This is a genomic window from Dongia sp. (genome assembly GCF_041918875.1).
In the GTDB taxonomy this organism is placed as follows: domain Bacteria; phylum Pseudomonadota; class Alphaproteobacteria; order Dongiales; family Dongiaceae; genus Dongia.
This window is the reverse complement of the sequence record NZ_JAYRUV010000019.1, coordinates 41745-68141: the sequence shown is the minus strand read 5'-3', so window position 1 is coordinate 68141 and position 26397 is coordinate 41745. Positions and strand designations below refer to the sequence as shown.

The window sequence follows — 26397 nt, the reverse complement described above, 5'->3', positions numbered from 1 at the left end:
CACCTCAGCGCGAGCCCGTCGCGCGTTTGCGGACGTAATTGTTGAAGAGAACGGCCACCAGCACCATGATGCCGAGGAAGACCTTGAACCAGTCGGTATCGACGCCGGTATAGAAGATGCCCATCTGCACGGTGCCGAAGATGAGCGCACCGAAGGAGGCACCGACCGCCGAACCGTAGCCGCCGGTGAGCAAGGTGCCGCCGATCACCACGGCGATGATCGCCTCGAATTCCTTCTGCGTGCCGCGGAGCGTGTCGGCGGAACCGGAATCGAGCACCTGGATCGCCGCAAACAATGTCGCCGTCATCGCCATCGCCATGAACAGCAGGATTTTGACACGCGCCACCGGCACGCCGACATTGCGCGCCGCCACCGGATCGCCGCCGGTGGCGAAGATCCAATTGCCAAAGCGCGTGCGCAGCAGGATCCAGGTCGCCACCGCCGTCAGCAGCACCCACCAGACGACGGAAACCGGCAGGCCGGTGGCCAGCGGCAGACCGTCGGGCCGCGCGGCGATCCAGCCCATGCGCGCCATCCATTGGAAGAAGCCTTCGAGCACGTCGCCGGAGAAGAACGGCCCCAAGGGATCCTGCGCCACCAGATCGTTGAGGCCGGAGACCTGGGTGCGGTTGGTGATGGCGCGGGTCAGCGCCAAGGTGAGGCCGCGCAGCACGAAGAAGCCGGCCAGCGTCACAATGAAGGAGGGCAGGCCGGTCCGCACCACGATGATGCCGTTGATGAAGCCGATGCCCGCCGAGACGACGAAGGCCAGCAGGATGCAGATCCAAAGCGGCCAGCCCCAGACCATGGAGGGGATGGCGATGGTCATGCTGGCGAAGGCGATCATCGAACCGACCGAGAGGTCGAACTCGCCGCCGATCATCAGCAGGGCCGCGATGGCGGCGAGGATGCCGAGCTGGGCCGAGACTTCGAGGAAGTTGACCATGCCCTTGGCACTGAACATGCCGGAATCGCCGGCGACGGACAGGAAGAAGAGGAAGACCAGAACCGTGCCGGCGATGGAGCCCAGTTCCGGGCGCATCATGATCTGGCGCCAGAGCGGCACCTTGCGCAGTCTTTCGTCACGCAGTCTTTCGTCACGATGTGGCGGTGGAACGGAGGTGGCGCCAGATCCGACCGGCGTCTCGATCGGGACGGCCTGGGCCGCCGGATGGTCTTGGCTGTTCATCGTCACTTGCTCCCCTGCGCGCCGCTTGCTTCCATGCGGGCGGATATTGATTTGCGGCCCCTTGATTTAGGGTCGCCATTTCTATTTACTGACCATGATGGAACAAAATTTCTAAATTTCAACAAAAATCGTACTCCGCGTTTTGCGGAGGATCGTGGGAGGGTGGAATTTCATGACTCGTTTGCGGATCGGCGTTTTCGGTGCCGGCATGGTGGCCCAAGTTGAACATGTGCCCAATCTGCTGCACCTGCGCGAACGCTTCGACCTGGTTGCCGTGGCCGATCCGTCCGCCAAGGCGCGCGGCTTCATGGAAAGCCGCTTCGGGCTCAAGACCGACCCGTCGCTCGATGCGCTGCTCGCGCGCAAGCTGGACGCGCTCCTCATCGCGGCGCCCGATTTCCGCCATGTGGCGGCGGTCGAGCAGGCGCTCGGCGCCGGGCTCCATGTGCTGGCGGAAAAGCCGCTCTGCTATGACCCGGCCGATGCCGATCGCCTGGCGCATGCGCAGATGAAAGCCGGCAAGGTCGTGCAAGTGGCCTATATGAAACGCTTCGATGCCAGCTATCAGGCGACGCTCGACCTCATCGACGGGCTGGGCCCACGCCTGCGCTATATTTCGGTCGAGAAGACGGAACCCGAGGCCATCTATCAGATGGGGCATCATCAATACCGGCCGAGCGATGACGTGACGCCGGAGATGATCGCGCAGGGCCGCGCCGAGACGCTGGTCCAGGTGACGGCGGCCTTGGGGCGCGAGATCGGCGGGGCCACTTTACGCGGCTATACCGGCGCCTTCTGTTCAAGTCTGGTGCATGACGTCAATCTGGTGCACGGCTTCCTCGATCATCTGGGGCTCGACGACGTCAAGGCGGTGGCAGCACAGGTATTCGCCGAAGCCGAAGGCGCCAGCGCCATCATGCGTATCGGCGACGACCAGGCGCTGTGGCAGATGACGCATCTCAACGTGCCGCATCTTGCTGAATATCGCGAGCGGGTGGCGCTGCATTTTGACGACCGCATCGTCGAGCTGATCTTCCCGGCGCCCTATCTCAATCACCAGCCGACGCGGCTCGTCGTGCAGCGCTCGAACGGGCAGCGCTATGAATCGGCCGAGATCCGCGACGGCTATGCCGAGCCATATCTAGCGGAATTGGAAGGGTTCTACGCGGCCATCGTCGACGGTGTTACGGTGCGCACGGGCATCAGCCATGCGCGCAAGGACATGGCGCTTATCGCTTCGATCGGGCGGCTGGCTGCCGCTTGAGGGCCGCCGCTTCGAGGCGGTGGCCGAGCGAGAGCACCAGCGCCACGGCCAGGCAAGTGGTCGCGGTCAATGAGCGGATGCCCTTGATCTGCGCCTCCTCCACCTCGAAGCGGATATCGGCCAGCGACACCAGCGGGCTCAACCCCTTATCGGTGATGGCGATGATCTTGGCACCTTGCGCCTTGGCCTGCGCCACGACCGACAGGGTCTCCGGCGCGTAAGGGGTGAAGCTTACGGCGATCAGCGCATCGTCGGCCGAGAGCAGCCGCGCCTGTTCGCCACTCATGCCGCCGATGCTGTCCAAGAGCACCGCGCGCTGGCCGAGATGGCTGAGCGCATAGGCAAGATAGGCCGCCACCGGAAAGGAACGGCGCTGGGCGGTCACGCCGATGATATGGGCGCTGGCCAGCATTTCGGCGACGCGTTCGAGATCGGCCGCCGGTACGTCGCGGCTGAGACGCTCCAGCGAGGCCGAGTCCGCCATGATCAATTGTTCCAACACGCCGTTGGGCGACGCGCTCGCGGCATCGGCCGATTCGGCGGCGCGGATGCGTTCGCCATAGCTCACCACCCGGTCGATGAGGCGCGAGCGGAAGACCTGCTGCATGTCCGAAAAGCCGTCGAAGCCGAACAGCTTGGCAAAGCGGATGAGGCTCGAAGGCTGCACCTTGGCCTTGTCGGCGATGTTGGCCACGGTCTCCAGCGCCACGAAATCCGGCTGTTCCATGGTGAACTCGGCGATCTGCAGCAGCCTCCTGGGCAATTGATCGTGCCGTTCGGCGATTTCCTGCTTCAGCGATTCGTAACTGCGTTCCACGCCAGTCTCCCGGGTAAGGCGCCAGCTAAGTGCCGCGCGCGCCGACGGAAATCAAGGGTCATGGACCGGTCCAGGGAGCCGGCCCATGAGCAGATGGAATGAACACCTAAAAGCTCTGTTGATAATGGAACAAAAGTTCTGTATCGTCCAGCCGACAGAATAAGTTTTCGCAATGCGGCAGAAAGACCGCGCGGGAAACTTCGGATACGCAGCGGAGGGAGACCGTTTCGATCATGCCGGCATCAACCATGACTGCAAGCCAGACAGCGGTGAAGCAAATCGTCGTCCATGAGGACGATCTTGGCATGTGCCACGGCGCAAACACGGCCTTTCTCGACCTGTCGCAGCGCGGCGTCTGCACGTCCGGTTCGGTCATGGTGCCCTGCCCCTGGTTCCTGGAAATCGCCGCCCTGCAGGCAGCGCATCCCGCGCTCGATATCGGCGTCCATCTGACGCTCAACGCGGAAAAATCATTCTATCGCTGGCGGCCCCTCACCAGACCCTCGCCGGCCGCCGGGCTTGCCGATGGCGACGGCTACGCCTGGCGCACGGTCGGCGAGTTGCGCCGGCACGCGGTTCCCGACGCGGTCGAGGCGGAACTGCGCGCCCAGATCGATGCAGCGCTCGCCGTCGGCATCGACGTGACCCATGTCGACAGCCATATGGGCGCCCTGCTCTGCCCGGAATTCGTCGAGACCTATGTGCGCGTCGCGCTCGATTACGCCTTGCCGGTGCTGCTGACGCGCGCCTACACCGATTACGACCCGCGCCACAATCTGGGCGATCTCACCAACACCGCGCCGCTGGAGAAAGCCGCCGAACGCGCCGCCGCCGCCGGCATCGCCCTCGCCGACCGGGTGCTGGAAACGCCCTGGGTGCGCCAGGAATCGACCAAGGCCGCCTATGCCGATCTGATGGCGCGGCTGGAACCGGGGCTCAATTTCCCGGCGCTGCATTTCAATGCGCCGGGCGAGATCGAGGCGATCGAACCCGGCTCGGCCCATATCCGCACCGAGGAATTCGCCTTGTTCCAGGATAAGGGCTTCACCGGCCCGCTGTTCCAGGATTGCGAACTTGTCGGCATGCGCGGCTTTCGCGACGGCTTGCGCGGAACCAGGACGAAGCAGGCCGCCCGCCAGATTTGAGGGCCACGAACAAGAAGCCCGGATTTCCAGAAGGCCATAAGCGTAACGACACAATCAACGCGCAAACGGGAGGAAAGAATGAGAATATTTGGATTGAAATCCGTCATCACGGCTCTGTCGATGACGGCATCGGTGGTTTGGGCCGGCGACGCACTCGCCCAGGCAAAAGAAGCCAAGGATGTGCGCATCGTCTTCGTCACCCACGGCCAGGCCAATGACGTTTATTGGTCGGTCGTGAAGAACGGCCTGCAGGCCGCTTCCAAGGCCATCGGCGCCCAGGTCGAGTATCATGCGCCGGAAGTCTGGGACGTCGTTCAGATGGCCCAGATGATCGACGCCGCCGTCGCCTCCAAGCCCGATGGCCTCGTGGTCTCGATTCCGGACGCGCCGGCACTGAAACAATCGATCACCAGCGCCAAGGATGCCGGGATTCCCGTCATCGTCATCGATACCGGCGAGGAGCAGATCAAGGAATGGGGTCTCGACCTCTGGGTCGGGGGCGGGTCCGAATATGACAATGGCAAACGTGCTGGCGAAATGATGGGCGCCGATGGCGTCAAGGCCGGCATCTGCGTCAACCATGAAGTCGGCAATGTCAGCCTCGACAAACGCTGCCAGGGCTACACCGATGGCCTCGCCGAAAGCGGCGGCAAGGTCGAAATCGTCGCGGCCACCATGGACCCGACGGAATCGGCCGGTCGCGTTGAAGCCTTTCTGAGTTCGCATCCGGAGACGACGGGTCTCCTCACGCTGGGGCCAACCGTCGCCTCGCCGATTCTCAACCGCCTGCGTGAGCTGGGTGCGCTCGACAAGATGAAGATCGGCACCTTCGATCTGTCGCCGGACGTGCTCACCGCCGTCGACAAGGGCGAGATGATGTTCGGCATCGACAATCAGCAATACATGATGGGCTATCTGCCGGTCGTGTTCCTGACCACCAAGGCGATGTACGGCACCTTCCCGACCGATGCCGTGCGCACCGGCCCGGCTTTCGTCACCAAGGCGGATGCCGCCAAGGTGCTGGACCTCAGCAAGCAGGGTATTCGCTAAGACGCCTGTTCGACTTGTCGCCACCGGCGGGTAGATTTGCCCGCCGGTTTTTCTTATCCGCGAGGGGAAGCGCCAATATGTCTCGATCGATCGGTGTCGGTATCGTCGGCACGGGCTTCATGGGCCAGGCCCATGCCATGGCTTTCCAGTCGGCACCGCTCATTTTCGGGACCGAGCTCGGCGTGCGGCTGGCTGCCATCGCCGACATCAACCATGCCGCCGCGCAAGCCACCGCCGCCCGCTTCGGCTTTGCCAAGGCGTTGGGATCGTGGCAGGAGCTGGTCGCCGACCCGACGGTCGATCTGGTTGCGATCACGACGCCCAACGCGCTCCACGCCGATATCGCCATCGCCGCCTTCGAGGCCGGCAAGCATGTCTATTGCGAAAAGCCGCTCGCGGCCGATCTCAAATCCGCCGAGGCGATGGCCGCCGCCGCCAACGCATCGAAGGGGCGGAGCCTGGTCGGGTATAATTATCTCCGCTCGCCGGCCATCGCCTATGCCAAGCAGCTGATCGCCGACGGCGCCATCGGCCATGTCACCTATTTCCACGGCATCTGCGACGAGGATTACATGGCCGATGCTGCGACGCCGTTCTCCTGGCGCTGCCGGCAGGATACGGCGGGCTTCGGGGCGCTGGGCGATCTCGCCTCGCATCTGGTGAGCGTCGCCCGCGATCTCATCGGACCCATTGCCCGCGTCGTCGCCGACCAGAAGACCTTCATCGAGAAGCGTCCCGTTCCGGCCGCCGGCGACGGCACGGAGAAGCGCGACGGTTCGGCCACGGCCGTTACCGGCGAGATGCGCAAGGTCGAGAATGAAGACACCGCCCATGCCCTGGTGCAATTTGCGGGCGGCGCCATGGGCACGCTGATCACCAGCCGCGCCCATTGGGGCCGGAAGGCGCATCTTGCCTTCGAGATCTTCGGCAGCGAGGGCTCGATCCTGCTCGACCATGAGCGCATGAACGAATTGCAGCTTTACACCAGGCCGGGCGGCGATCCCGCCACCAACGGCTATCGCCGCATCCCGATCGGACCCGAGCATCCCTTCTACGGCAAGTTCACCCCGGCCAAGGGACATGGGCTGGGCTTCAACGACCTCAAGATCATCGAAGTCGCGCAATTGCTGGAAGGCCTCGCCGGCAAGCAGCCGCTTTATCCCAGCATCCCGCAGGCGATGGAGATCGAGCGGGTTCTGCATGCCATCGTCGCCTCCGCTGCCGATGGGACCTGGGTGGCGCTGGGATAGTTCGGTCAACCCATCGACACGATGGCGATACCGGTGATCGTTTCGTGCAACAGCAATAGGATGGCATAGAGGGCCAGCCCAAGCAGGATGCGGCATAGCGGCAATTCGTGCCAGCGCGGCCGCCAGCGGCCGGCAATGAGTGCCGTTCCCGGGAACCAGGATGTCTGGGCACTGAGCGCGCCCCATTGCGCCTCACCCATGACCCGGCGCCGCCTTACATCCAGCATCAACGCGCCAAGAGCGGCATAGACGGCAAAGAGCCCGAACAGCAGAACATGCGCCAAGTCACCATTGGGCACGATATGCGCCATCGACCATAATGCCAGCGCCCAAAGCAGGGGGTGCCGCGTCACCCCCGCAATCCCCGGCGCCGCCGGCGCAAATCCATCGGCATGCCCGCCCAGGCTGAAGGGATTGGCGACCTTGATACCGCAGGCGACGAGGACGCAGACGATCGGCATTGCCGCGAGTGGCACGAGATATTGCCAGCCGGCCGCGTCCCACAGCGCCACATAAGGTGCCCGCCGTGCCGCCACAATCAGCCAATAGAGCAATGCCAAGGAGAGGAGGCTGTAGACCGCCTGATAGACCGGCTGGCCGACCATGCCGATGGCGAGCCCACGGAGCCGCCTTGAGGCGGCTATTGCGTGCGAGCAGAAGAAGACACCCAATGCCGCCGCGAATTCGCTCCACGCGGCGATCGGCTGAAGAAAACTTGACACTTGCGCCCCCAATTCTTGACGAATGTCCGAACCTGAAGCCGACATCGGAACTGGATATGGGACAGATCGTCGCTCCATGGATAAATCCATTGCGCGAGAGCATCGCGCGATAGAAGGTTCATGCAATATATATCTTTATCCCATTGAGGCGACTCATGAACTCCCCCATTTTCGAGCATCGCACGATCGGCGAAATCGCGGCGACGCTTCCGGGCGCAACCGGCATCTTCCGCAACTACAAGCTCGACTTCTGTTGCGGCGGAGACGTAGCGCTTGCCGATGCCGTGGCCAAGACGGGCCTCGATCTCGCTGAAATCAAGAAGGCTCTCACCGCTCTCGATACCCAGGGCGCAGAGGCCTTGCCCGCCGATACCGGCGCCCTCATCGAGCATATCCTGGAGCGCTATCACGCCGTGCATCGGCGCGAACTTCCGGAACTTTACCGGCTCGCCAGCAAGGTCGAAGCCGTCCATGCCGCGCATCCGGCGGCACCCGCCGGTCTTGCCAACCTCCTGGCCGAGATGCTGAACGATCTCGAATCCCACATGGCGAAAGAAGAGGCGGTCCTGTTCCCGTTGTTTCGCCGGGGCGGCCATCCGTCGATCGTGCACCCGATCGGACAAATGAGGCGCGAACATGATTCGCACGGACAATATCTGCGCCAACTCGACACCCTGACGAACGGCTTCACGCCGCCGCCGGAGGCCTGCCGGTCCTGGCAAGCGCTCTATACGGGACTGAGCAAGCTGACCGACGACCTCATGCAGCACATTCATATCGAGAACAATATCCTGTTCCCGCAATTCGATCGCGCCGCGCCGATCGTGGCGGAGCATTCCTGCTGCTGCGGCAGCTGCGGGGGATGACCGCAGCCCGCAAGGTGCTGCCAGGGAGCCGGCAATGCCACGACAGGATCTGTCCGCCGAACACGCCGCGTTGATCGTGGGTGCCGTCGATTTCTGCCAGCAGGTCACGAACCGGCTGCGCGAACTGACGCACCGCGTCCATGAATATACGCAGCATTCGGGCGGACACCAGCAGCTTCTGGACCTCCTGGAGGAAGCCCTGGGCGGTGCCGCCGTCAACACCTCGCTCCTGCGGGAAATCATAGCCATCGCCGTGTCGCGGGCAGCGTTCGCACCGCGTTATCTGCAGGCGATGTCGGCCCAGCTGTCGGTCATTCCGTCACCGGCCGGGGGCAACACGGCCAGCCTCGCGGTCGCCCGCGCCCGAACGCTCTCTCTTGCCGACTGCGTCAAGCTGCTGGTGGCCGAATCGCTGGCCTCGAGCTATCGCATCAAGCTGCAGAACGACCGCCTGGAGGACGCACTGCACCACGCATCGCTATCGGCCAGGCAAGCGCAGTGCGGCGCCTGAGACGGCGATGCGCGAGGAAACAGTGCGCGCCGCGCCCACCCATCACGGCAGTCTGGGCGTCGCCTTGCATGCCTGCGACGCCGTTTTCGATGCGATCGTCGTCGGTGGCGGCATCGCCGGCCTGGCGGCGGCGATCAGCGCCCGGCAGCATCTGTCGCGCGTTCTCCTGATCGAGCAGGCGCCGATCGATTTCAGGGGCGGCGACATGCGCCACGCGCGCAATTGCCGCGTCGCGCATCTCGACGCGACCCCATTCAGCGCCGGCCTCTATCCGCCGGAGGAATTCGTGGCCGACATCAACGCCGCGGCCAACGGGAATTTCGAGCTGCATTGGGCGGCGCGACTTGCGGCGATGAGTCAGGCATTGCCGGCCTGGCTGACGCAGCAGGGTGTTCCGTTGCAGTCTCCCCAAGGCGGCGCCATCCCCATATCGCGCAAGACGGTCTTCTTTCTGGGCGGCGGCAAGAGAGCTTTGAACGCCCTCTATGCGGCCGCCGCCGCGGCCGGGGTGGAGGTTGCCTATCAATGCCAGGTGACCGAGCTGAAATTCCAGGACCCGGTGCCGCACGGCGTCATTTGCCGGCAAGGCGAAATATCACGCAGGCTCGCGGCGCGCGCCATCATCCTGTGCAGCGGGGGGTATCAGGGAGATGAAGCCTGGCTGCGGGAGGATTGGGGCGATGCCGCCAGCCGGTTCGTCCTGCGTGGCAGGCGGCACGCCGGGGGAGATTTGCTCCGGCAGCTGTTTTCCTTCGGCGCGCAGCGGATCGGCACACCCCGTTCCTGCCACCTCGTTGCCGTCGATGCCCGCGCGCCCCTGACCGATGGCGGCATCGTCACCCGTGTCGAGAGCATGGATCGCGGCCAGGTGGTCGACGGTTTCGGCAACATTGTCCACCCGGTCGGCACGACGGAGGGCAAGCATGGATTCGCCGCCTGGGGCCGGGCATTGGCTGGATGTCCCGGCCAGATCGGTTTCCTGATCCTTCGCGGCCCCGCCATTCCCAATCAGCGCATGTCGATCTATCAGCCGCTCCGCGATGATGACCTGCTATCGCTTCCGCCCGCCGTCCTGCAATCGCCCCTGCTCAACCCCGCGGAGGATGCCGTCATTCCGATCCGGCCGGGCATCGCATTTACGACCTTTGGCGTGAGGACCGACGCCGCGGCCCGCATCCTGTGGCATGGAAGGCCGCCGGGACAGGCCATCTTCGCCGCCGGCATGAACATGGCCGGCAGCATCGTCCAAGACCGGTATCTGTCCGGCCTTGCCGTCTCCCTTGCCGCGGTTTCCGGGCTTGTCGCCGGCCGCGAGGCGGCGCGTCATGTTCTCGAGTGATGCGGCAACCCAGGCCGTCCTTGCCGAAGGACGCCGCGTCCTGGTCCACTGCAATGCGTGCGGCTATTGCAACGGCTATTGCCCGGTCTTCGACCTTGCCCGGCGGCGCGCGGAATTCAGCCTCAACGACCTTCATTTTCTATCCAATCTCTGCCACGATTGCGGCGCCTGTCGCGATGCCTGCCAATATGCGCCGCCCCACGATTTCGACGTGGACGTCCCCGCCGCCCTGTCGTCGGTAAGACAAGCAAGCTATCAGGCCTTCGCGCGGCCGGCATGGCTGGGCCGCCTGATCTGGCGCGGATCGGCGTGGCGACGATGGTCGTACGTCTTGATATTTCTCTCGCCCCTTATCGTCCTGCTGCTGAACGCCAAACCGGTTTCCCCGGTCTCGCCGTCGCTTTTCGAGCCGCTGCCGGTTTCCGCCATGGCATTGATCGGCGGCGTGCCATTCCTTTGGGGCGGCATCACTACCCTGGCCGCTGCCTTTGCTTTCCAGCGGGCGCTTGCCAACCTGCCTGGCGACCGCAGGAACGGCGTATCCGCGGGGCGCGTACTCGCCTACGCATTGTCGCTGCGGCAATACGGAGCGGGAAATGACAGTTGCTCGCGAACCGTCGGCGGACCGGCCGGATTGCGCAAGGCATTGCACCATTCGATCGTGCTTGGCTTCCTGCTCTGCGCCCTGGCCAGCTTCACTGCGGCGGTCTACCACCATGTTCTAGGCCTTGAAGCGCCGTATCCGCATGGCAGCCTGCCGGTCATTCTCGGTTCCGTCGGCGGCGCAGCACTTGTACTGGGCTGCGGCGGCACGATTCTGCTATCCTGCCGGCGCAAGGACACGAAACATAAGGATGGCAGCTTCGTCCGGATGCTCCTGTTCGTCGCGCTCAGCGGCATGCTCGTGCTTGCGCTGCGCCAGACATATTGGGGCGACGCCGCATTGGCGCTTCACCTTGCCGCGGTATGCGTTTTCTTCTTCTTCCTGCCCTATGGGCAGTTTGTACATGGGCCATTTCGTTTTTTAGCCTTGCTGCGGGCGGCCCGCGAATTGCAAAGTTCCAAACCGCATTGACGTTTGCAAAGGAGGCGTCATGGCCACACCCAGCGTGAAGCTCCCGCTCATCTACTCGTGCTCCGGCTGTTCCAGTGCGGCGCAGATGGCCAATCACATCGCCGTGACGCTCGACCGCCGCGGCATCGCCGAAATGTCCTGCATCGCCGGTCTGGGCGGCGACGTGAAGAGTCTCGTCAAGCTCGCGCAATCGAAACGCCCGGTAATCGCCGTCGACGGCTGTCCACTGCTTTGCGTTCGCAACACGCTTTGCCGCCATGCGGTAGCGCCGGATATTCACGTCGTTCTCAGCAATCTCGGCGTCAAGAAGCGATTCCACATGGATTTCGATACAGCCGAGTCCGAGCGGATCGCCACCCGCCTGACGAACCAGATCGCTGCAATGTCCAAAGAAAATGACGACTCGCGATGAGCGGGCGGGAAGATATGTCGGCAATGGTGAGAATTGGCATCGTTACAGTTTCGGATCGGGCACATGCCGGCATCTATAAGGATCTTGGCGGCCCCGCTATCAAGGATGTGCTGCAGGAAATCCTCACGGTTCCCTGGACGGCGTCGATGCAGCTCGTCCCGGACGAGCAACAGGTGATCGCGCAGACGCTGTGCAGGCTTGCCGACCAGGAGGCATGCGCCCTCATCGTGACGACCGGCGGGACCGGTCCGGCGTTGCGCGATGTGACGCCGGAGGCGACCGTGGCGGCCTGTACGAAGCTCCTCCCCGGCTTCGGCGAAATGATGCGCTCGGTCAGTCTGCAACAGGTTCCAACGGCCATCCTGTCGCGCCAGACAGCCGGCATCCGCGGAAGCTCGCTCATCGTCAATCTGCCGGGCAAGCCCGCCGCCATCCGCGACTGCCTCCTGGCCGTCTTTCCGGCAATTCCCTATTGCATCGATCTCATCGGCGGCCCGCGGCTGGAGACAGATCCAGCCATAGTGAAGACATTTCGGCCGAAAGCCTCCTGAATCCGGTTGCGACATCTGGTCGTGGTTCAATCGGCAGCGATTTGACCTATTGAAGGTAGGCATTTCTGCCGCGAACTCGGGCGGATTTCCGATGGGACGATACGATGGTAAATCTGCCTGACAGCCGCGCCACAGACCCCGTGGTCTGGCTGCTGCTCGGCGACAAGCGGGGCGACAATGCCCAGGTCATGGCACTGGGCCGGTCGCTGGGCTGGCGGACCGACGTCAAACAGCTCTATTACGACGAGCAGTGGCCGACATCCTATCACAAGCGCGGTGCCACCCGCGACGGTATCGACCTTGCCCGCAGCGCGCCGCTTTGCGCACCTTGGCCGGATATCGTCATCGGCATCGGCCGGCGCTCGGCATCGGTGTCCCGCTGGATCAAGGCGCAGTCCGGCAATCGCACTCTCAATATCCGCCTGGGCCGGCCGCGGACAAGCTTGCGGCACTTCGATCTGGTCATCTCGACCCTGCAATACGGGCTGGCGAAGACGGCGACGAGCATCCTGCTGACCCTGCCGCTCACCCTGATCGAGCCTGACGAGGCACAGGAGGCAAGCCGGCAGTGGCAACAGCAGTTCAGCCACCTGCCGCATCCCTGGACGGTGATCCTGCTGGGCGGAAAAAATCGGCGCCTGCGCCTGGACCGGGCGGTGATGGAGGATCTGGCGGCCGACATGGCCGCCTATCACGCGAAATTCGGCGGGTCGATCCTGGTAACCACCAGCCCGCGCACGCCGCGAAGCATCGGCCCGCATCTGCAGAAGATCATGGCGCAGCAATGGAAGCAGATACCATGCTTCCTCTTCCAGTGGGCGCCGGGCATAGCAAATCCATATCTGGCCATGCTCGCTGGCGCCGACCAGGTGATCGTCACCAACGATACCGTTTCAATGGCGGCGGACGCGGCGGCCATGGCGAAACCCCTCTCTGTCTATTCACTGCCGCCCAAGACGAGTCTCAAGAAACCCAAGCTGCTTCGACCGCTCATCCGCCGCTTCTCCAACTGGCAGGCGTCGCGCCAGGAATCCGGCGTGCCGGCGACGCTGCTCGACCGCTGCTACCGGCGCCTGGCCAATGCCGGCATCATTCGCCCGCCGCGCAACATTCCCATCGTTTTCACCCGGCTGGCGCGGATAGGGGCCGTCAAGCAGTTCGATCGCAGCCCGGCCGGCTTGCCAATGGCCGCCATGACCATGGCCGGCGAACGGAATGCCATCGTCAATCGCATCCGGAAGCTGCTGGCGGCCAGACGCGGCGTGACGCTTGAAAACCTGCCACGGCCGCACGGCGTGGGATATGCCGCCGAAACCGCCCGCGTCATTCCCCTGGACGCCGTCCGAAGCAGATAGATGGACCGGAAGCCGCGTCGCCCCGCCGGGCGATACCGGAAACGTCAGGCCATGCCCTTCTGCGCCAGGAATTCCGCGAAGGCCAGGTCTATCGGTTCGTCGATATTGGCCACATGGCCTTCCGTGACGACGCCGACGCAATCCGATTCCACGATCTCCATGCGGTCGACGACGGCCTCCCGCATGGCGGCGTAGCACAGCCCGTTGCGGGAATAATAGGTGGGAATACTCTGCCTGTTGCTGTGGCGCGCGCCGTCCGAGTGCAGGAATTCCAGCAACCCATCACGGAGCCGCAGGATCTTCTGCGGAGCGAAATGACCTGGCACCGGGCTCACCGTCGCCGCGGCGAGGTGCCGGCCTTGCATCATGGCGTCGAGCGTCCGCGCGACATCCTCCGGGCGGCGCAGAGGTGTGGTTGGCTGCAAAAGAACCGAGCAGTCGAATCTGCGCCCGAAAGACGCCTCGCTCTCCAGCCATGCATGCCGCCAGGCGGCGACACCGGTCGCCTGGTCACTCGCATACTCCGCCGGACGCAGAAAGGGCACGGCCAGGCCGCAGCGCCGGCCTTCGGCGGCGATTTCGGGATCGTCCGTCGAAAGAACGCTGGCATCGAGCCATGTCAGCGCCCGCGCCACCAGGGCGGCACGTTCGACCAGCGATTTCCCGGCGACCTTGCAGAGATTCTTGCGGGGAATACCCTTGCTCCCACCGCGCGCCGGAACGACGGCAAGCACCGACAGACCGTTTCTGCTCAACGGCGCCTCCCTTTGGCGGCAGTCAGGGAAAAGATGTTCTTGTGCATTTCGGCGACGGTGACCTCCGGCAGGGCCGGCCAAGCCTTCCGCAGCGCCCCGATGCGGTCGGAAATATCCGCCACCGTGAGGTCCGGAAAACTGCGCTGCCGGAAGGCGTTCAGCCGGCTCCCGATCTTCCGCGACAGGTGCTTGAGCTTGCGCCGCCGGCGCCGACGCATTTTCAGCTGGCGCAACTGCCGCCGCATCTGCAACGGCATGCTCGACAGGGATGGCAGCGGCAATCCTTCGACAGCATCGAGGATGCGCTGACAGGCCAGCGGACCGCGATAGGAAGAGATGGAATTTGAAAGGGTCGCCTCGCTGCCGGCGACGATCGCCTGGTCATCGAGCCGGCCGGAAAGCCGGGCCCGCAACAAGGCCAGCAACTCGGCTTCGTCGTGGGCCACATGGCTGACATCGTTCGGCAGCCTGATGTCGCATTCGGCCGATATCAGCGGCCGGTATGCAATGGCCGGCACCCCGAGCAAGAGCGCCTCGATGGCCGTGGTACAGCCATTGTGTATCAAAGCGGCCGTCGCAGCCAGCCACGGATGGACCGGCCCGCTTTGCACCACCAGCACATTCGGTAGGTCCCGTCCGGCGGCAATCCAGGGCCGATGATCCTCCGCCGGATGCGGCCGCACCACGATCTTGTGATCCGGGAAGGCCTTGGCGATCACCGGCAGGATATCGAGGAACGCCTGAAACAAGCCGATGCGGTGGGATTTCAAAGCCGTCGCGGTGTGCTTGGCGACGTAGCGGTCGAATTTTGTTTCCCGCTTCTGGTCGTAGAAATTGACACTTCCGAAGTTGGAATTGATCAGGATGAAATCGCCGAAGGCATCGCGGATTTCGGCGGCGCTCCTTTCGTGGAGGGCACGAAATTCCGGCCGCAATAGATCGACCCGCGCGTTTCCGGTCACCACGATCGGCGTTCCCGAATATTGCCTGGCTTCCCGCCAAAGCCGCCGATTGTCTTCGCCCCAGGCCAGAAGCAGGTGCAGCAGCGCCATGCTTCGCTTCGACAGCCGCGTCTCGGCATAGGCGTGGTCGCTATAGTAGACGAGCGCCTCCTCGTCCCAGGCAGCCAAAACGTAGCCGAGGTCGCGCAGGTTGCGGAACATCTTGTAGCTGGCGTCGGTGATGCCTTTTTCGAGTCTGATTCCCCGCGGCACCTGATCCGCCCGCAGGTCGAGATCGAACCGGCAGCCGAGAATGGCCGGCCGGCCGCGCGCCGCGGCGAGACAAGCGAGCAGAAGCTTGGCGTCAAGCTCGCGCGAGGCGACCTCGACCGGGATGATGATCGGCGCCGACCGTTCCACGGAGGCTTTCGGCATCATGCCGCTCCGAGTTCGAACATGCTGGCGCCCAGCTCCTTCACGCCGACCCGCCCGAACCGGCCGAGGCACTGGCGATATATCGACACCGTGTCCCGTACCTCCGCGGCACCGATCGGCGGGAAGCGGTGCGCATTATAGCTCGCGCTGTTCTTGTGATTGGAGGTGTCCTGGAAGGCTGCTTTTCGCCGTTGCCGCCAGGCAGCCTCGATCCGGCCGTAGCAGCGTTTCCAGTGCGACGCGGCAGTGCGTGGAGCGTGCGTGAAATCCCGCAGATGACCCACGATGCGGTCGCAGGACAAAGGTTGCCCATTATGCGCCAGATAGTCGTCGAGCAGGGCCGGCATCGAAACCGGACGGGCCGCCGGCCCGTCGGCAACGGCCACAGCGGCGATCAGTTCGTCCGTGCCCTCGGCCGTCCAGCTTACATGATTGGGCAGGTCGATATCGAATCTCGGGTCGCGGATCGGCTGGTAGGCGATCGCCCTGTGTCCCAGCAGGACCGCCTCGATCGCCGTGGTGCAGCCATTGTGCACGATAGCCTTGGCGCCGAGCAGCCACGGCACGATGCCGCCTTCATGGCGCACATGGAGGTTCCGGTAGTTGCGCGCCAGCTCCTGCCAGGGCTCCGGATTCTCCGACGGATGGGGCCTGACGACGATCGCGGTGGCTGGAAAGGCACGCGCCAACGTCTCCGCGGCGATCATGAAATGACCGAACATGTCGGTTCGGTAGCTGAGGAGATCCAGGTGCCGGCGGGCGGCCGCGGCATCCGAAAAGCGCTCGATCGCCGTCTCCTTCGCATCCGGCAGAATATGATTGACGGTCCCGAAATTGCTGTTGATGAGGATGAAATCGCCATAATCGATCTTGAGCAGCCGCCTGTGCCGTTCATGCAGCAGGCGCAGTTCGGGCCGCAGCAGGTCGAGCCTGGCATTGCCGACGGCGTGGATCGGAGCGCCGTGATAGCAGGCGGCCTCCCGCCAGATTCGCGCATTGTCATTGCCCCATGCGAAGAGCAGGCCGGTCGCCTGCATCACTGCGGGATCGACGCGTGCCGCGAGATACTGGGCCGGCGTATGATAGACGAGCGCCTCTTCATCCCAGGCGGCAATGCGATGTCCAAGCCGCGCCAGGATGCGCGTCATGCGCGCGCTGCTCGCCCGCACATCCTTGGCAAGATAGGTCGCCTGCGGGAAATCGGCGATGCAGGCATGGATGTCGTGCCGGCTGCCGACGACGACCCGGTATCCGGACTCCACGGCGACACATGCCAGCAGAAGCTTGGCATCGAACTCCCGATACCTGTTTTCCGACGGAATGATCAGCAATTCTCGCCTGCTCATTTGGCGCTCCGCCACCTCAATAGGCGAGGCGCTTGGCGGTTTCGAGCGGTGCTATGGCCAGCACATCGGCCATGCGCGCGCCGGCATATCCGTCGCCATATAGGGAATCGGACGCGACGTGTCCGCGCGCCAGATGGGAACGGATGGCGCCGAGTATGGCGTCCTTATCGTGATCCACATCCACCACATTGGCGCCGCGATCGCGGCCGGACTGGCGCGTGCCGATATTGACCGCCGGAATGCCGAGATAGGCGCATTCGCGAATGCCGACGCTGGAATTGCCGACGATGCAAGCACTTCCCTTGAGGACGCGGAGAAACTCCTCCGGCGGCAGATTCTTGAAGAAATGAATATGGTCCAGGTCGCCCCGTTCGCGTCCGGCCCGCAGCCCGCGCGCCGTCAGCGCCGAACCGGCATCGACATTGGGCCACAGCCACAAGGTAGGCATGCCCAGCGCCCGGATCGCCGCCAACGTCTGTTCGACCTGCCAGCGCGCCGCGTCGTGCTCCTGCGTCACCGGATGTTGCATGACGACGATATAGCCGTTGCCGAGATCGAGCCGGGGGCCCACACCGCCATAGGCGGCAAAGAGATCGGACGCTGCCATCGGCGCATCGACGGCAGCGCGCGCCACGTCGATCGATGGGCAGCCTGTTACATAGACCCGCTCCGGCCGTTCGCCCATCCGGATCACCCGATTTGCAGCCGATTGCGACGCAACGAGATGAATGTCCGCCAGCTTGGTGACCGCATGGCGGACCTTCTCGTCGATCGAGCCCGTAATCTCGCCACCCTGCACATGGACGAGGGGAACATGCAGATATGCGGCAGCGATAGCCGTGGCGATGGTCTCGAAACGATCGGCGATGGAAATGACCATGTCCGGCCGCAGATCGTCCAGTACCGTGGCGAGCTCCGAAAGCCCGAAGCCGGTCGATTTGGCCGAGGTGACGAGGTTCTCACCTTCGACGATCATGTAGACACGCCGGTCGATCTTGAACCCTTCCGACTCGATCACCTTGTCGGCGGCGCCGTACCGGTCGAGCAATGCCGAAGCGGCGACAACCAGCTGCAGCTCCAGATCGGGATGCGCCTGTATGGCCGCCAACGCGGTCTTGATGCGCGAATAACTTGGACGCGCCGTAATGACGACACAGACCTTCCGGCTCATATTCTACTCCAGATCTTCAAGGGCGATTTGCTGATCGCGCGCTATCGCCCTGCGCAGGCGCCGGCCGACCACTTCCGGCAAGGTTGCCGGGGGAATGCCGCCACCTGGTTTTTTCAGAGCCAGCATCGCGTCGGCGAGCTGGATGCCGGCCGGCAGATCCCGTGCTGCGACGACGCTTTTGGTGAAGGTTCCGCGCAGATCGTCGAGTTCCGGCGCCAGAACGGTGCGATCGACGGGGTTGGCGCGCATGCGTTGAATGAAATCGACGCCATCCGCCAGAAGCTTCAATTCCGCTGTCGTCAAGGAGGAGCTGACGTCCGGCCCGAACATCTCGCGGCTCAGCGTCACATGCACCTCAAGCAGCTCGATCCCCAGCGTCGCCGCTGCGAGGCCGGGGAAGACCGTACCGGAATGGTCGGACAAGCCGACGGCCTGGCGATAGCGATCGCGGAACTGGCCGAGGGCATTGAGACCGATCTTCTCCGCCGGACAGGGATAGGTGGAGCTGCATTGCATGACGGCCACGGGGCATCCGGCCCTCGTCACGCGCTCGACAGCCGCATCGATTTCCGCAAGTGGGCTCATACCCGACGAAATCATGACCGGCCGGCCGGTCGCGGCGACTGCATCCAACAGCCTGGTGTTCGACGTCTCCCCCGAAGCTATCTTCCAAGCCTTCATATCCAGCCCGGCCAGCAATTCGACGGCCTCGAGGGAAAATGGCGAACTCAGGAAGATGAGGCCGGCCGCATCCGCATGGGCCTTGAGGCCGTGCCATTGCTCGGGCGTGAACTCCATGCGCCGCCAGTATTCGTAACGCGTCGCGTCCTGATAGCTGAATTTCCGGCGCCACGGTTCCGCCGGCGTGCTCTCGGCGGCGGCGATATGAGTCTGGAACTTGATCGCGGCAACGCCGGTCTTGGCGACTGAATCGATGAAAGCGTGGGCCGTGCCAAGGCTGCCATCGTGGGCCTGCGCCACTTCCGCCACGATGGCGCAGGGTGCGCCTGGACCGGGAGCCGATAGCCAATGCATGTCACACCCCGACTTCTGCAACGCCGGGCCTGCCGCGGAAGAACCCGTCGACAAACGCGGCACCGCCGGGGAGGTGCGGCAGGGAAGCGGCGACATCAGCCGCACTCATCCCCCCGTCGAGCAGCGCGCGGTAGAGTTTCGCGACGGCAATCATGTCGACGGTGTGCGGTGACAGCCGGAAATGGCGAACACCCATCGCGCGGAGGCCGGCGATGTGGCCGGCAAGATCGAGGCAGCCATGCGACAATGTTTGCAAGCCGTTGACGGCCAGGAACGGCGCGCCATCCAGCGTCTCGACCGGCAGGCCATCCGGATCCTTCTCGCAAACGAAGCGGCATCCATCCTTATGCAGATTTTCCGCGCGGGCGTGATAGCACCGCGCCGATATCGCCAGTGGCGCCCGGCCGAATACCTGCACCTCGAGAGGCACGCCCGTACCGGCCAGGATGCCGATTGCCTCACCGGGCAGTTCCGCCGGAAGAACGACGCGAATAGCCCCGTTACGACGAAAGACGTCGAGGGTTCCTTCGTTATAACTATTGATATATGGGCCGACGATATGAGCGCTTCCGGCCAACATGGCTATCGCCGACATATCGTTGGCTTCGACCGGAAACGCACCCGCCGCGATTTCCCGGACCTGCTCGATCTCTCGCCGGCTCATGCACAATGCCAGCGTGGAAAGAACGACCGCCTTGCCCGCCTGTTGCAGCCGGTTGATCACATCGGGCAGCACGGGCGCCAGGAAGGGCTGCCGTTTGGTGCAGACAACCTCGCCGACATAGACGATATCGACCGGCGCCTCGTCGGCCAGGCGGAAATAAAAATCCCGCCACGTCTCAGGCGCCCAGTTGAACATGACGGGCCCCATGGTGATGAGGCCGTTCGTCGCCATGCCGTTTTTCTCCGGTGTTCGATCCATCGATATGCCTATCGCCACGCCTTATGATAGGCGCCACCCGTCGTGCGACCGCCTTCGGTCAGATGCAGCAGCGAACCCGCCGTCGCCGACTGGCCCTGGCCGAGTGCATCGACCGCGCGCCGAAAGCCGCCGACGACTTCGGCAATATAGGCCTTGCCACGCTGCCGGCCTTCGATCTTAAGTGCGCGCACACCGGCTTTCTGAAGATGAGCCAGGATACCCATTGCATTGAGGCTTGTCGGCTCCTCGAACAGATATTGCGGCTCGCCGCGCACGAGGAACCTTCCCTTGCAGATCGTCGGATAGCCAGCCGGCGTGTCCGGCGGGAAGATATCGATCGTGTAGTCGCCAAGACGCGACATCATCTCATCGCCGCGCCGCTCGAATTTCACAGCGCAAGCCGGCGAACACACGCCGTTCATATTGGGCGACTGGCCGGTAATGTAGGACGATAGGGAGCAGCGCCCTTCCGCCATCACGCACAGGCCGCCAAAGACGAACACCTCCGTCTCGACATCTATCTGCGCATTGAGCGCCGCGATTTCGGCAATCGTCAGGACACGCGGCAGGACCACCCGCTTCACATCGTACGCCCGCGCGAAGAAGTTGATCGATTCTGCGTTGCTGGCGGACGCCTGCACTGAAAGATGACGCCTTAATGCGGGGTGCCGGGTTGCGGCATAATCGAGGAGGCCGATATCGGCGATGATGACGGCATCGGCACGCAGTTCTGCCGCCCGGTCCACGGCCTGCCGCCAAAGGTCGACCTGCCCCGCCTGCGGATAGGTGTTGATGGCAATCAAGACCTTTACATTCTGGCCATGGGCGTAGGCGATCGCCGTGCGCATTTCGTCCACGCTGAAATTGAGGCCTGGAAAATTCCGCGCGTTGGTTGCGTTGTCGAAGCCGCAATAGATCGCATCGGCGCCAGCGGCGACAGCCGCCCGGAGCGCGGCCGGCGTTCCCGCCGGACATACCAGTTCGAGTGGCGGCGGCATCATGGTTCGCGAGCCCCGCGGCTGCAATTGTTCCCGCGCGTCGCCAACAGCGCGGCGTGAAGATTGAGCAAGGTCCGTCCGGCTGCGGTGAAAACCCTCTGATGCGCGCGTATGGCCGGATAGGCCAGGCCAGCCGCGATGCCAAAACCAGCGGCGATTTCCCGTGCCAGGTCGATCTCCGCGCCATCGAGCGCATTGCGTACATGCAATATTGCCGCCGTGTCTCCTTCGATCGTCAGATCGCGGGAGAAGAAAAGGGAATCCCCATCCACCGTGCCCTGCAACAGCGCCAGCAAATGCGTCAGCCTGCCCCGAATGGTTGCGGCTGCATCCACCGCGCCGGAGGAGCGGCGCGTCACCTTGATCCAGGGTGCCGCGCATCCAGGCGCGACGATGAACAATACCGGCAGATCGGTCGGATCTATCAGAATGCGGACGTCCTGGAGCTTCTGCAGGCGCAGGAACAGGTCGGCATGCCGCCGCGACAGGCTGCGCAGGATGAAGCTGGCGCCCTGCTGCAGCGGCGCCAGCGGCAATGTTTCGAGGATCGGCGCCAACAGGGAGAGCGCGGAAACCGGAGCACCATCGCGCTTTCCAGATTCCCGGAAACCGGATGGCTGGGACATGGGAATCGATCGAGTCATTTCGGTCTTGGTCAGGCTTTGACCAGATGTTCCACCGATATGCCGGCACGCGTCATGGCGTTGCGCGTATCGACAATCAGTCTGGCATGGGCCGCGACCAGCCCGTAATCGACCTTGTCGTGATCGGTCACGATGAGAACCGCATCCGCTGCACCGATCGTTTCGGCATTGAGCGCCACGGACCGCAGACCGGAAAGACCGGAATGCTCGCGCGTCGGCTTGATGGTCGGAATGTGCGGGTCATGGTAGGTCACCATCGCACCGCTCTTCAGCAACATTTCGTAGATGATCAGAGCCGGGCTTTCCCGCAGATCGTCGACATTCTTCTTGTAGGCGATGCCGAGGAGAAGGATTCTGGCGCCACGCAATGCCTGCCCCTGCTGTGCACTCAACTGGCGCGTCAGCTCAGTCACGACGAAGCCAGGCATGGCCGCGTTCACTTCGCCGGCAAGCTCGATGAACTTGGTATTGATGCCGAATTCCCTGGCCTTCCACGTCAGATAGAACGGATCGACGGGAATGCAATGACCACCCAGCCCCGGCCCCGGATAGAAGGGCATGAAGCCGAACGGCTTCGTCGCCGCGGCGTCGATGACCTCCCAGACATCGACGCCCATCGCCATGCAGATTGTCTTCAGTTCATTGGCCAAGGCGATGTTGACGGCGCGGAAAATGTTTTCCGACAGCTTGACGAACTCCGCCGTCTCCGGGCTGCTGACGGGCACTGCGCCAGCGACGATCTGGTCGTAGAGACGAGTGGCGATTTCGCGCGCCGCCGCGCCGTCACCGCCCACGATCTTTGGAATTCGCGCCGTACCGAAGGCGGCATTGCCGGGATCCTCGCGCTCCGGCGAGTAGGCGAGGAAGAAGTCGATGCCGGAACGAAGTCCGCTGGCTTCCAGCAGCGGCTTCAGAACCTCCCGCGTCGTACCGGGATAGGTGCTCGATTCCAGAATGATCATCTGGCCGGGCCGCAGGCTCCGAGATATGGCGCGCCCGGTCTGTTCGATATATTGAAGATCCGGCTCACGATGGCGCGTCAACGGTGTCGGCACGCAGATGATGACGATGTCGGCATCCGCCAGGCGAGCCATATCGGTACTGGCTTCGAAGCCGCGCGCGCTGCGCAGCTGGGCAATCCGTTCATGCGCAATATGCTCGATATAGGATCTGCCGCAATTGAGCTCCGCCGTCTTCGACTCGTCATTGTCGACGCCGATGACGGGAAAGCACTTCTCGGCGAAGAGACAGGCCAGCGGCAGGCCCACATAGCCAAGACCGACGATGCCGACACGCGCTTCGAGGCGTCCGATCTTATCCATCAGCTTGTGGCGGTGCACCCGCGCAGTCACATATTCCGGAGCGTCACTGCCCGTCGATGTATTTGGCGGCATGCCAATAGCCGGCTTTAAGACGCTCATGAAATCCGTTGCTCCTGATTGGATACCGGCGATGTGCGGCAACAGAGGGTTGTCGCAGCCTTGTCGCGCAGCATCTACAAATGAGCGAAAAGTTATAGATGACGTTCTGACGCACCGACTTGGGCGCGATTTGCCAGGGTCTGAAACCGCCGGCGGCACCCCGCCCGGCCGCGCTCCGTCGCCGGTGCCGTCATGGCTGGCGACAAATGGACGCACACGTTCACCCTGCGTGTTTTGAAACGAAACAATGTAGTGGCGAACCTACGATGGCGCTTCGACAAATCGCGATCTGTCGGCCGGCCCGACTATGTGGCGACCGAGACCATTACGAACTTGAAAATGAATATCACTATCGGCAGCATTCGACCGGTTTCGTATCGCATCCGAAGGCAGACTCGTGAACGCGCGCTTGAATGAAGGAGTCGAACCGCCCGCGGCCGAGTTCAGTCTCGACCGATGCAGGCCGGGCTGGTGCGGCACGATCGTGGAGCTGGCCGTTCCCGCGCATCCGCATTATGCCGGAACGGAGCTGGAGCGGCGCTTGCTGGAAATGGGATTTGTCGAGGGCGCTCGTGTCGAAGTACGGCATGAAGGCCCCCTTGGCCGCGACCCCATGGCGGTGCTCATCGACAATACGTTGATCGCCGTGCGGCGTCGCGACGCAGCTGTAATTCTGGTCAAGGCGGAGGCCTGAGCGGGTGAACGCGCACACCGCCGCTCCCGGCTTCGCGTTGGTCGGGTGCCCCAATAGCGGCAAGACGGCCTTGTTCAATGCCCTTACGGGCAGTCGACAGAAGGTGGCCAACTATGCCGGCGTCACCGTCGAGCGAAAGGAAGGCAGACTGTCGACACCCGGCGGGAGGCGAGTCCGCATTCTCGACCTCCCCGGCACCTATTCGCTGCGCGGCCACAGCCCGGATGAAGCGGTGGCTCGTGATGTGATGCTGGGGCGGCGTCCAGGCGAAGCATTGCCGGATGTACTCATCTGCGTCGCCGATGCCACCAATCTCCGTCTGTTCCTCAGGCTGTTTCTGGAGATCAAGCAGCTCAACTACCCCATGATTCTCGCCCTCAACATGGCGGACATCGCCAAGCGCCAGGGTTGCGAGATCGACATTGCGCGTTTGTCCCGGGAACTCGGCGTGCCGGTCATCCCGACGGTTGCCGTACGCAGGGGCGGTATCGATGCCCTGTTGCGCGCTATCGATGACGATTTCCCGGTACTGCGCCACGATGCCTCCAATTGGCGTCCGCCAAGCGCCCGGGATTTGCGCGCAACTCATCGCGAAGCGGATCGAATCCTGCGTTGCTGCTCGTTCAGGGCGGGGGATCAGCGTCTGTCCGCACGGATCGATCGCGTGTGCCTGCATCCGGCATGGGGTCTGTTCATATTGCTGGCGCTGCTCTTCCTCATATTCCAGGCGGTGTTCGCCTGGGCAGCACCGGCCATGGATGGGATCGGCCTGCTGTTCGATCTGCTTGCCGGCTGGGTGCAGCAGATTGTACCGCCAGGCCTGTTGCGGAGTTTTATCGCGGACGGCCTAATCGCCGGTGTCGGCAGCGTCATCATCTTCCTGCCTCAGATCCTGATCCTCTTCTTTTTCATAATTCTGCTGGAGGATTCGGGCTACATGGCCCGCGCCGCTTTTCTCATGGACCGGCTGATGGGCGGCGCCGGCCTGCATGGCCGGGCGTTTCTGCCGCTGCTGTCGAGCTTCGCCTGCGCCATTCCCGGTATCATGGCAACGCGCGTCATCGAAAATCGGCGCGATCGGCTTGCCACCATTCTGGTGGCTCCCCTGATGACCTGCTCGGCGCGCATCCCCGTCTATACCCTGCTCGTTTCCGCATTCATTCCCGACCGCTCGCTCGCGGCCGGGATCGGTCTCCAAGGGCTGGTCATGTTCGGGCTCTATGCCACCGGCATCCTCTCGGCGCTATCGGTGGCCGCTTTCATGAAGCGCATTGTATGGCGCCAGGCGGCAGAGCCGTTCCTGATGGAGCTGCCCGGCTACAAGCGCCCTCGTCTGGACAATATCCTGCTCGGCCTCAGATTGCGCGCGACCGCCTTTCTACGGCGAGCGGGTACGATCATTCTGGGGCTTTCCATCCTCATGTGGTTCGCCTGCAGCTTCCCGCAGGCGCCGATCGGTGCCGGCCAACCCGCCATCAACTACTCTTTGGCCGGAATCGTAGGTCATGCCCTGGCAGATATTTTCGCGCCGATCGGCTTCAATTGGGAAATCGTCGTGGCCTTGATCCCGGGCCTTGCGGCGCGGGAAGTTGCTGTCGGTGCCCTGGCCACCGTCTATGCCGTCGGCGCTCCCGATGGCGGGGCCGACACGGCGCTGCAGGCGATCCTTGCCGGCAGATGGTCGCTGCCGACCGGCCTTTCACTGCTGGCCTGGTATGTCTTCGCTCCGCAATGCCTGTCGACATTGGCCGTCGTCAAGCGCGAGACCATGAACTGGTTCTGGCCGGCGGTCATGTTCGTCTACATGATGTTCCTGGCCTATGCGGCGGCATATGCGACATTCCGGATCAGCTCTCTCATTTCATCGTGATACCGGCGGCACCGGGAGGAAGCCCGGTCAGTCCAGCAGGTCGACGGCCGCAACGGTCAGAATATCCAGAATCACGTTGGTGGCGCGGCGCACCAGCATGACCTTGTCGTCCGCAATGACATAACGATAGGCCGGGTCGAGTTGCGGCAGGCGCGCCAGCAGGTCGGGAGGCAGATCGCGGCCCTCGAGCCCCGGCGGCAGATGTCCGTTCCGCACCAACTGCTTGGCAAGACCGGGCGGCAGTTCGCCGCGTTTGGCAAGTCCCGGCGGCAATTCCTTGCCGTTGCCATTTCCTTTCTTCTTGTTCTTGTTCTTGTTACCACCCTGCTCCTGTTCCCAATCTTCCAGGTGGCGATGATAATAGTCGCGCAGGATCCGGCGCTCGATCGCGCCGATCACAATATCGCCGACGCTCTGTTCGGCGCTCGCCGGCGGGCTGGCGCCGGGCTCCGGCCCGTTGTCGGCGGATACGGTGGAGATCGGCGGTATCGCCAATGCCGCAGCGATCGCCAGTAGAATCATGATGCGCATAGCAGGCCCTTCGTCGCTGTCCCCGGAAAGTCAATTTAGGTGCCGCGCGACTTCGCTCAAGTCGCGATCGCGTGATCGTCTTTGCTTA

26 protein-coding genes are annotated in these 26397 nt (G+C 63.5%); 13 read left to right on the top strand and 13 right to left on the bottom strand.

Annotation, left to right across the window (positions count from 1 at the left end; all coding sequences use genetic code 11):
• Window positions 1-4: 4 nt before the first annotated feature.
• A complete protein-coding gene (locus ACE3TY_RS18170) occupies window positions 5-1189 on the bottom strand; it encodes an ABC transporter permease (protein WP_374655591.1) in 1185 nt (394 codons plus the stop codon).
• Between the two features lie 172 nt (window positions 1190-1361).
• On the opposite strand from ACE3TY_RS18170, the gene ACE3TY_RS18165 reads away from it, so the two are divergent.
• Window positions 1362-2453, top strand: a complete 1092-nt coding sequence (locus ACE3TY_RS18165; RefSeq protein ID WP_374655589.1) for a Gfo/Idh/MocA family protein — start codon at window positions 1362-1364, stop codon at window positions 2451-2453.
• Here the strand turns inward: ACE3TY_RS18165 and ACE3TY_RS18160 are convergent.
• Window positions 2419-3270, bottom strand: coding sequence for a MurR/RpiR family transcriptional regulator (locus ACE3TY_RS18160; protein ID WP_374655587.1), 852 nt, complete (start codon window positions 3268-3270; stop codon window positions 2419-2421). The genes ACE3TY_RS18165 and ACE3TY_RS18160 overlap by 35 nt on opposite strands.
• Before the next feature lie 233 nt (window positions 3271-3503).
• On the opposite strand from ACE3TY_RS18160, the gene ACE3TY_RS18155 reads away from it, so the two are divergent.
• The 3 genes from ACE3TY_RS18155 (at window position 3504) to ACE3TY_RS18145 (ending at window position 6715) form a co-directional block, all read left to right on the top strand.
• Window positions 3504-4415: a polysaccharide deacetylase family protein gene (locus ACE3TY_RS18155; protein ID WP_374655585.1), complete on the top strand. Its 912-nt coding sequence runs from the start codon at window positions 3504-3506 to the stop codon at window positions 4413-4415.
• Between the two features lie 78 nt (window positions 4416-4493).
• A complete protein-coding gene (locus ACE3TY_RS18150) occupies window positions 4494-5465 on the top strand; it encodes a sugar ABC transporter substrate-binding protein (RefSeq protein ID WP_374655583.1) in 972 nt (323 codons plus the stop codon).
• Between the two features lie 77 nt (window positions 5466-5542).
• Window positions 5543-6715 carry a Gfo/Idh/MocA family protein gene (locus tag ACE3TY_RS18145; RefSeq protein ID WP_374655581.1) on the top strand — a complete coding sequence of 391 codons (1173 nt, stop codon included), beginning with the start codon at window positions 5543-5545 and terminating at the stop codon, window positions 6713-6715.
• Window positions 6716-6720: 5 nt separating this feature from the next.
• Here ACE3TY_RS18145 and ACE3TY_RS18140 read toward each other — a convergent pair whose 3' ends face one another.
• A complete protein-coding gene (locus ACE3TY_RS18140) occupies window positions 6721-7437 on the bottom strand; it encodes an NnrU family protein (RefSeq protein ID WP_374655579.1) in 717 nt (238 codons plus the stop codon).
• Between the two features lie 155 nt (window positions 7438-7592).
• Here ACE3TY_RS18140 and ytfE point away from each other — a divergent pair, with 155 nt between their 5' ends.
• The 7 genes from ytfE to ACE3TY_RS18105 all read left to right on the top strand — a co-directional run bounded on the left by ytfE (window position 7593) and on the right by ACE3TY_RS18105 (window position 13546).
• Window positions 7593-8303, top strand: coding sequence for an iron-sulfur cluster repair protein YtfE (gene ytfE / locus ACE3TY_RS18135; protein WP_374655577.1), 711 nt, complete (start codon window positions 7593-7595; stop codon window positions 8301-8303).
• A gap of 34 nt (window positions 8304-8337) precedes the next feature.
• On the top strand, window positions 8338-8814 hold the full coding sequence (locus ACE3TY_RS18130) for a hypothetical protein (protein ID WP_374655575.1): 477 nt from the start codon (window positions 8338-8340) through the stop codon (window positions 8812-8814).
• Between the two features lie 7 nt (window positions 8815-8821).
• Complete coding sequence (locus ACE3TY_RS18125; protein WP_374655573.1) at window positions 8822-10153, top strand: FAD-dependent oxidoreductase; 1332 nt, start codon at window positions 8822-8824, stop codon at window positions 10151-10153.
• Window positions 10140-11228, top strand: coding sequence for a tricarballylate utilization 4Fe-4S protein TcuB (gene tcuB / locus ACE3TY_RS18120; protein ID WP_374655571.1), 1089 nt, complete (start codon window positions 10140-10142; stop codon window positions 11226-11228). The genes ACE3TY_RS18125 and tcuB overlap by 14 nt, the downstream gene beginning before the upstream one ends.
• Before the next feature lie 19 nt (window positions 11229-11247).
• Entirely contained in the window at window positions 11248-11640 is a 393-nt protein-coding gene (locus tag ACE3TY_RS18115) for a putative zinc-binding protein (RefSeq protein ID WP_374655569.1), read from the top strand.
• Window positions 11641-11663: 23 nt separating this feature from the next.
• A complete protein-coding gene (gene mog / locus ACE3TY_RS18110; protein ID WP_374655567.1) occupies window positions 11664-12191 on the top strand; it encodes a molybdopterin adenylyltransferase in 528 nt (175 codons plus the stop codon).
• 104 nt (window positions 12192-12295) lie between these two features.
• Window positions 12296-13546 carry an ELM1/GtrOC1 family putative glycosyltransferase gene (locus ACE3TY_RS18105; protein ID WP_374655565.1) on the top strand — a complete coding sequence of 417 codons (1251 nt, stop codon included), beginning with the start codon at window positions 12296-12298 and terminating at the stop codon, window positions 13544-13546.
• Between the two features lie 44 nt (window positions 13547-13590).
• On the opposite strand, the gene ACE3TY_RS18100 is transcribed toward ACE3TY_RS18105, so the two are convergent.
• From ACE3TY_RS18100 to ACE3TY_RS18060, 9 genes are read right to left on the bottom strand one after another with little or no spacing between them, the layout of a single operon-like run.
• Window positions 13591-14301 carry a cytidylyltransferase domain-containing protein gene (locus tag ACE3TY_RS18100; protein ID WP_374655563.1) on the bottom strand — a complete coding sequence of 237 codons (711 nt, stop codon included), beginning with the start codon at window positions 14299-14301 and terminating at the stop codon, window positions 13591-13593.
• Window positions 14298-15680 (bottom strand): surface carbohydrate biosynthesis protein, encoded by a 1383-nt coding sequence (locus tag ACE3TY_RS18095; RefSeq protein WP_374655561.1) that lies wholly within the window; start codon window positions 15678-15680, stop codon window positions 14298-14300. Before ACE3TY_RS18095 ends, ACE3TY_RS18100 begins: the two co-directional genes overlap by 4 nt.
• Window positions 15677-17023 carry a surface carbohydrate biosynthesis protein gene (locus ACE3TY_RS18090; RefSeq protein ID WP_374655559.1) on the bottom strand — a complete coding sequence of 449 codons (1347 nt, stop codon included), beginning with the start codon at window positions 17021-17023 and terminating at the stop codon, window positions 15677-15679. Before ACE3TY_RS18090 ends, ACE3TY_RS18095 begins: the two co-directional genes overlap by 4 nt.
• A 16-nt stretch (window positions 17024-17039) precedes the next feature.
• The gene (gene neuC, locus ACE3TY_RS18085) at window positions 17040-18194 is read right to left on the bottom strand and encodes a UDP-N-acetylglucosamine 2-epimerase (protein WP_374655557.1); all 1155 of its coding nucleotides are present in this window, start codon (window positions 18192-18194) and stop codon (window positions 17040-17042) included.
• 3 nt (window positions 18195-18197) lie between these two features.
• Complete coding sequence (locus ACE3TY_RS18080) at window positions 18198-19229, bottom strand: N-acetylneuraminate synthase family protein (RefSeq protein ID WP_374655555.1); 1032 nt, start codon at window positions 19227-19229, stop codon at window positions 18198-18200.
• A 1-nt stretch (window position 19230) separates the two neighbouring features.
• Window positions 19231-20151 carry a U32 family peptidase gene (locus ACE3TY_RS18075; protein WP_374655553.1) on the bottom strand — a complete coding sequence of 307 codons (921 nt, stop codon included), beginning with the start codon at window positions 20149-20151 and terminating at the stop codon, window positions 19231-19233.
• 8 nt (window positions 20152-20159) lie between these two features.
• Window positions 20160-21152: a peptidase U32 family protein gene (locus ACE3TY_RS18070; protein WP_374655551.1), complete on the bottom strand. Its 993-nt coding sequence runs from the start codon at window positions 21150-21152 to the stop codon at window positions 20160-20162.
• Complete coding sequence (locus ACE3TY_RS18065) at window positions 21149-21775, bottom strand: SCP2 domain-containing protein (protein ID WP_374655549.1); 627 nt, start codon at window positions 21773-21775, stop codon at window positions 21149-21151. Before ACE3TY_RS18065 ends, ACE3TY_RS18070 begins: the two co-directional genes overlap by 4 nt.
• 29 nt (window positions 21776-21804) lie before the next feature.
• On the bottom strand, window positions 21805-23214 hold the full coding sequence (locus tag ACE3TY_RS18060) for a nucleotide sugar dehydrogenase (protein ID WP_374655547.1): 1410 nt from the start codon (window positions 23212-23214) through the stop codon (window positions 21805-21807).
• A 397-nt stretch (window positions 23215-23611) separates the two neighbouring features.
• Here ACE3TY_RS18060 and ACE3TY_RS18055 point away from each other — a divergent pair, with 397 nt between their 5' ends.
• A complete protein-coding gene (locus tag ACE3TY_RS18055) occupies window positions 23612-23908 on the top strand; it encodes a ferrous iron transport protein A (RefSeq protein ID WP_374655545.1) in 297 nt (98 codons plus the stop codon).
• Between the two features lie 4 nt (window positions 23909-23912).
• Window positions 23913-25778 carry a ferrous iron transporter B gene (locus ACE3TY_RS18050; RefSeq protein WP_374655543.1) on the top strand — a complete coding sequence of 622 codons (1866 nt, stop codon included), beginning with the start codon at window positions 23913-23915 and terminating at the stop codon, window positions 25776-25778.
• Between the two features lie 27 nt (window positions 25779-25805).
• Here ACE3TY_RS18050 and ACE3TY_RS18045 read toward each other — a convergent pair whose 3' ends face one another.
• Window positions 25806-26309 carry a hypothetical protein gene (locus tag ACE3TY_RS18045; protein WP_374655541.1) on the bottom strand — a complete coding sequence of 168 codons (504 nt, stop codon included), beginning with the start codon at window positions 26307-26309 and terminating at the stop codon, window positions 25806-25808.
• Between the last annotated feature and the right edge of the window lie 88 nt (window positions 26310-26397).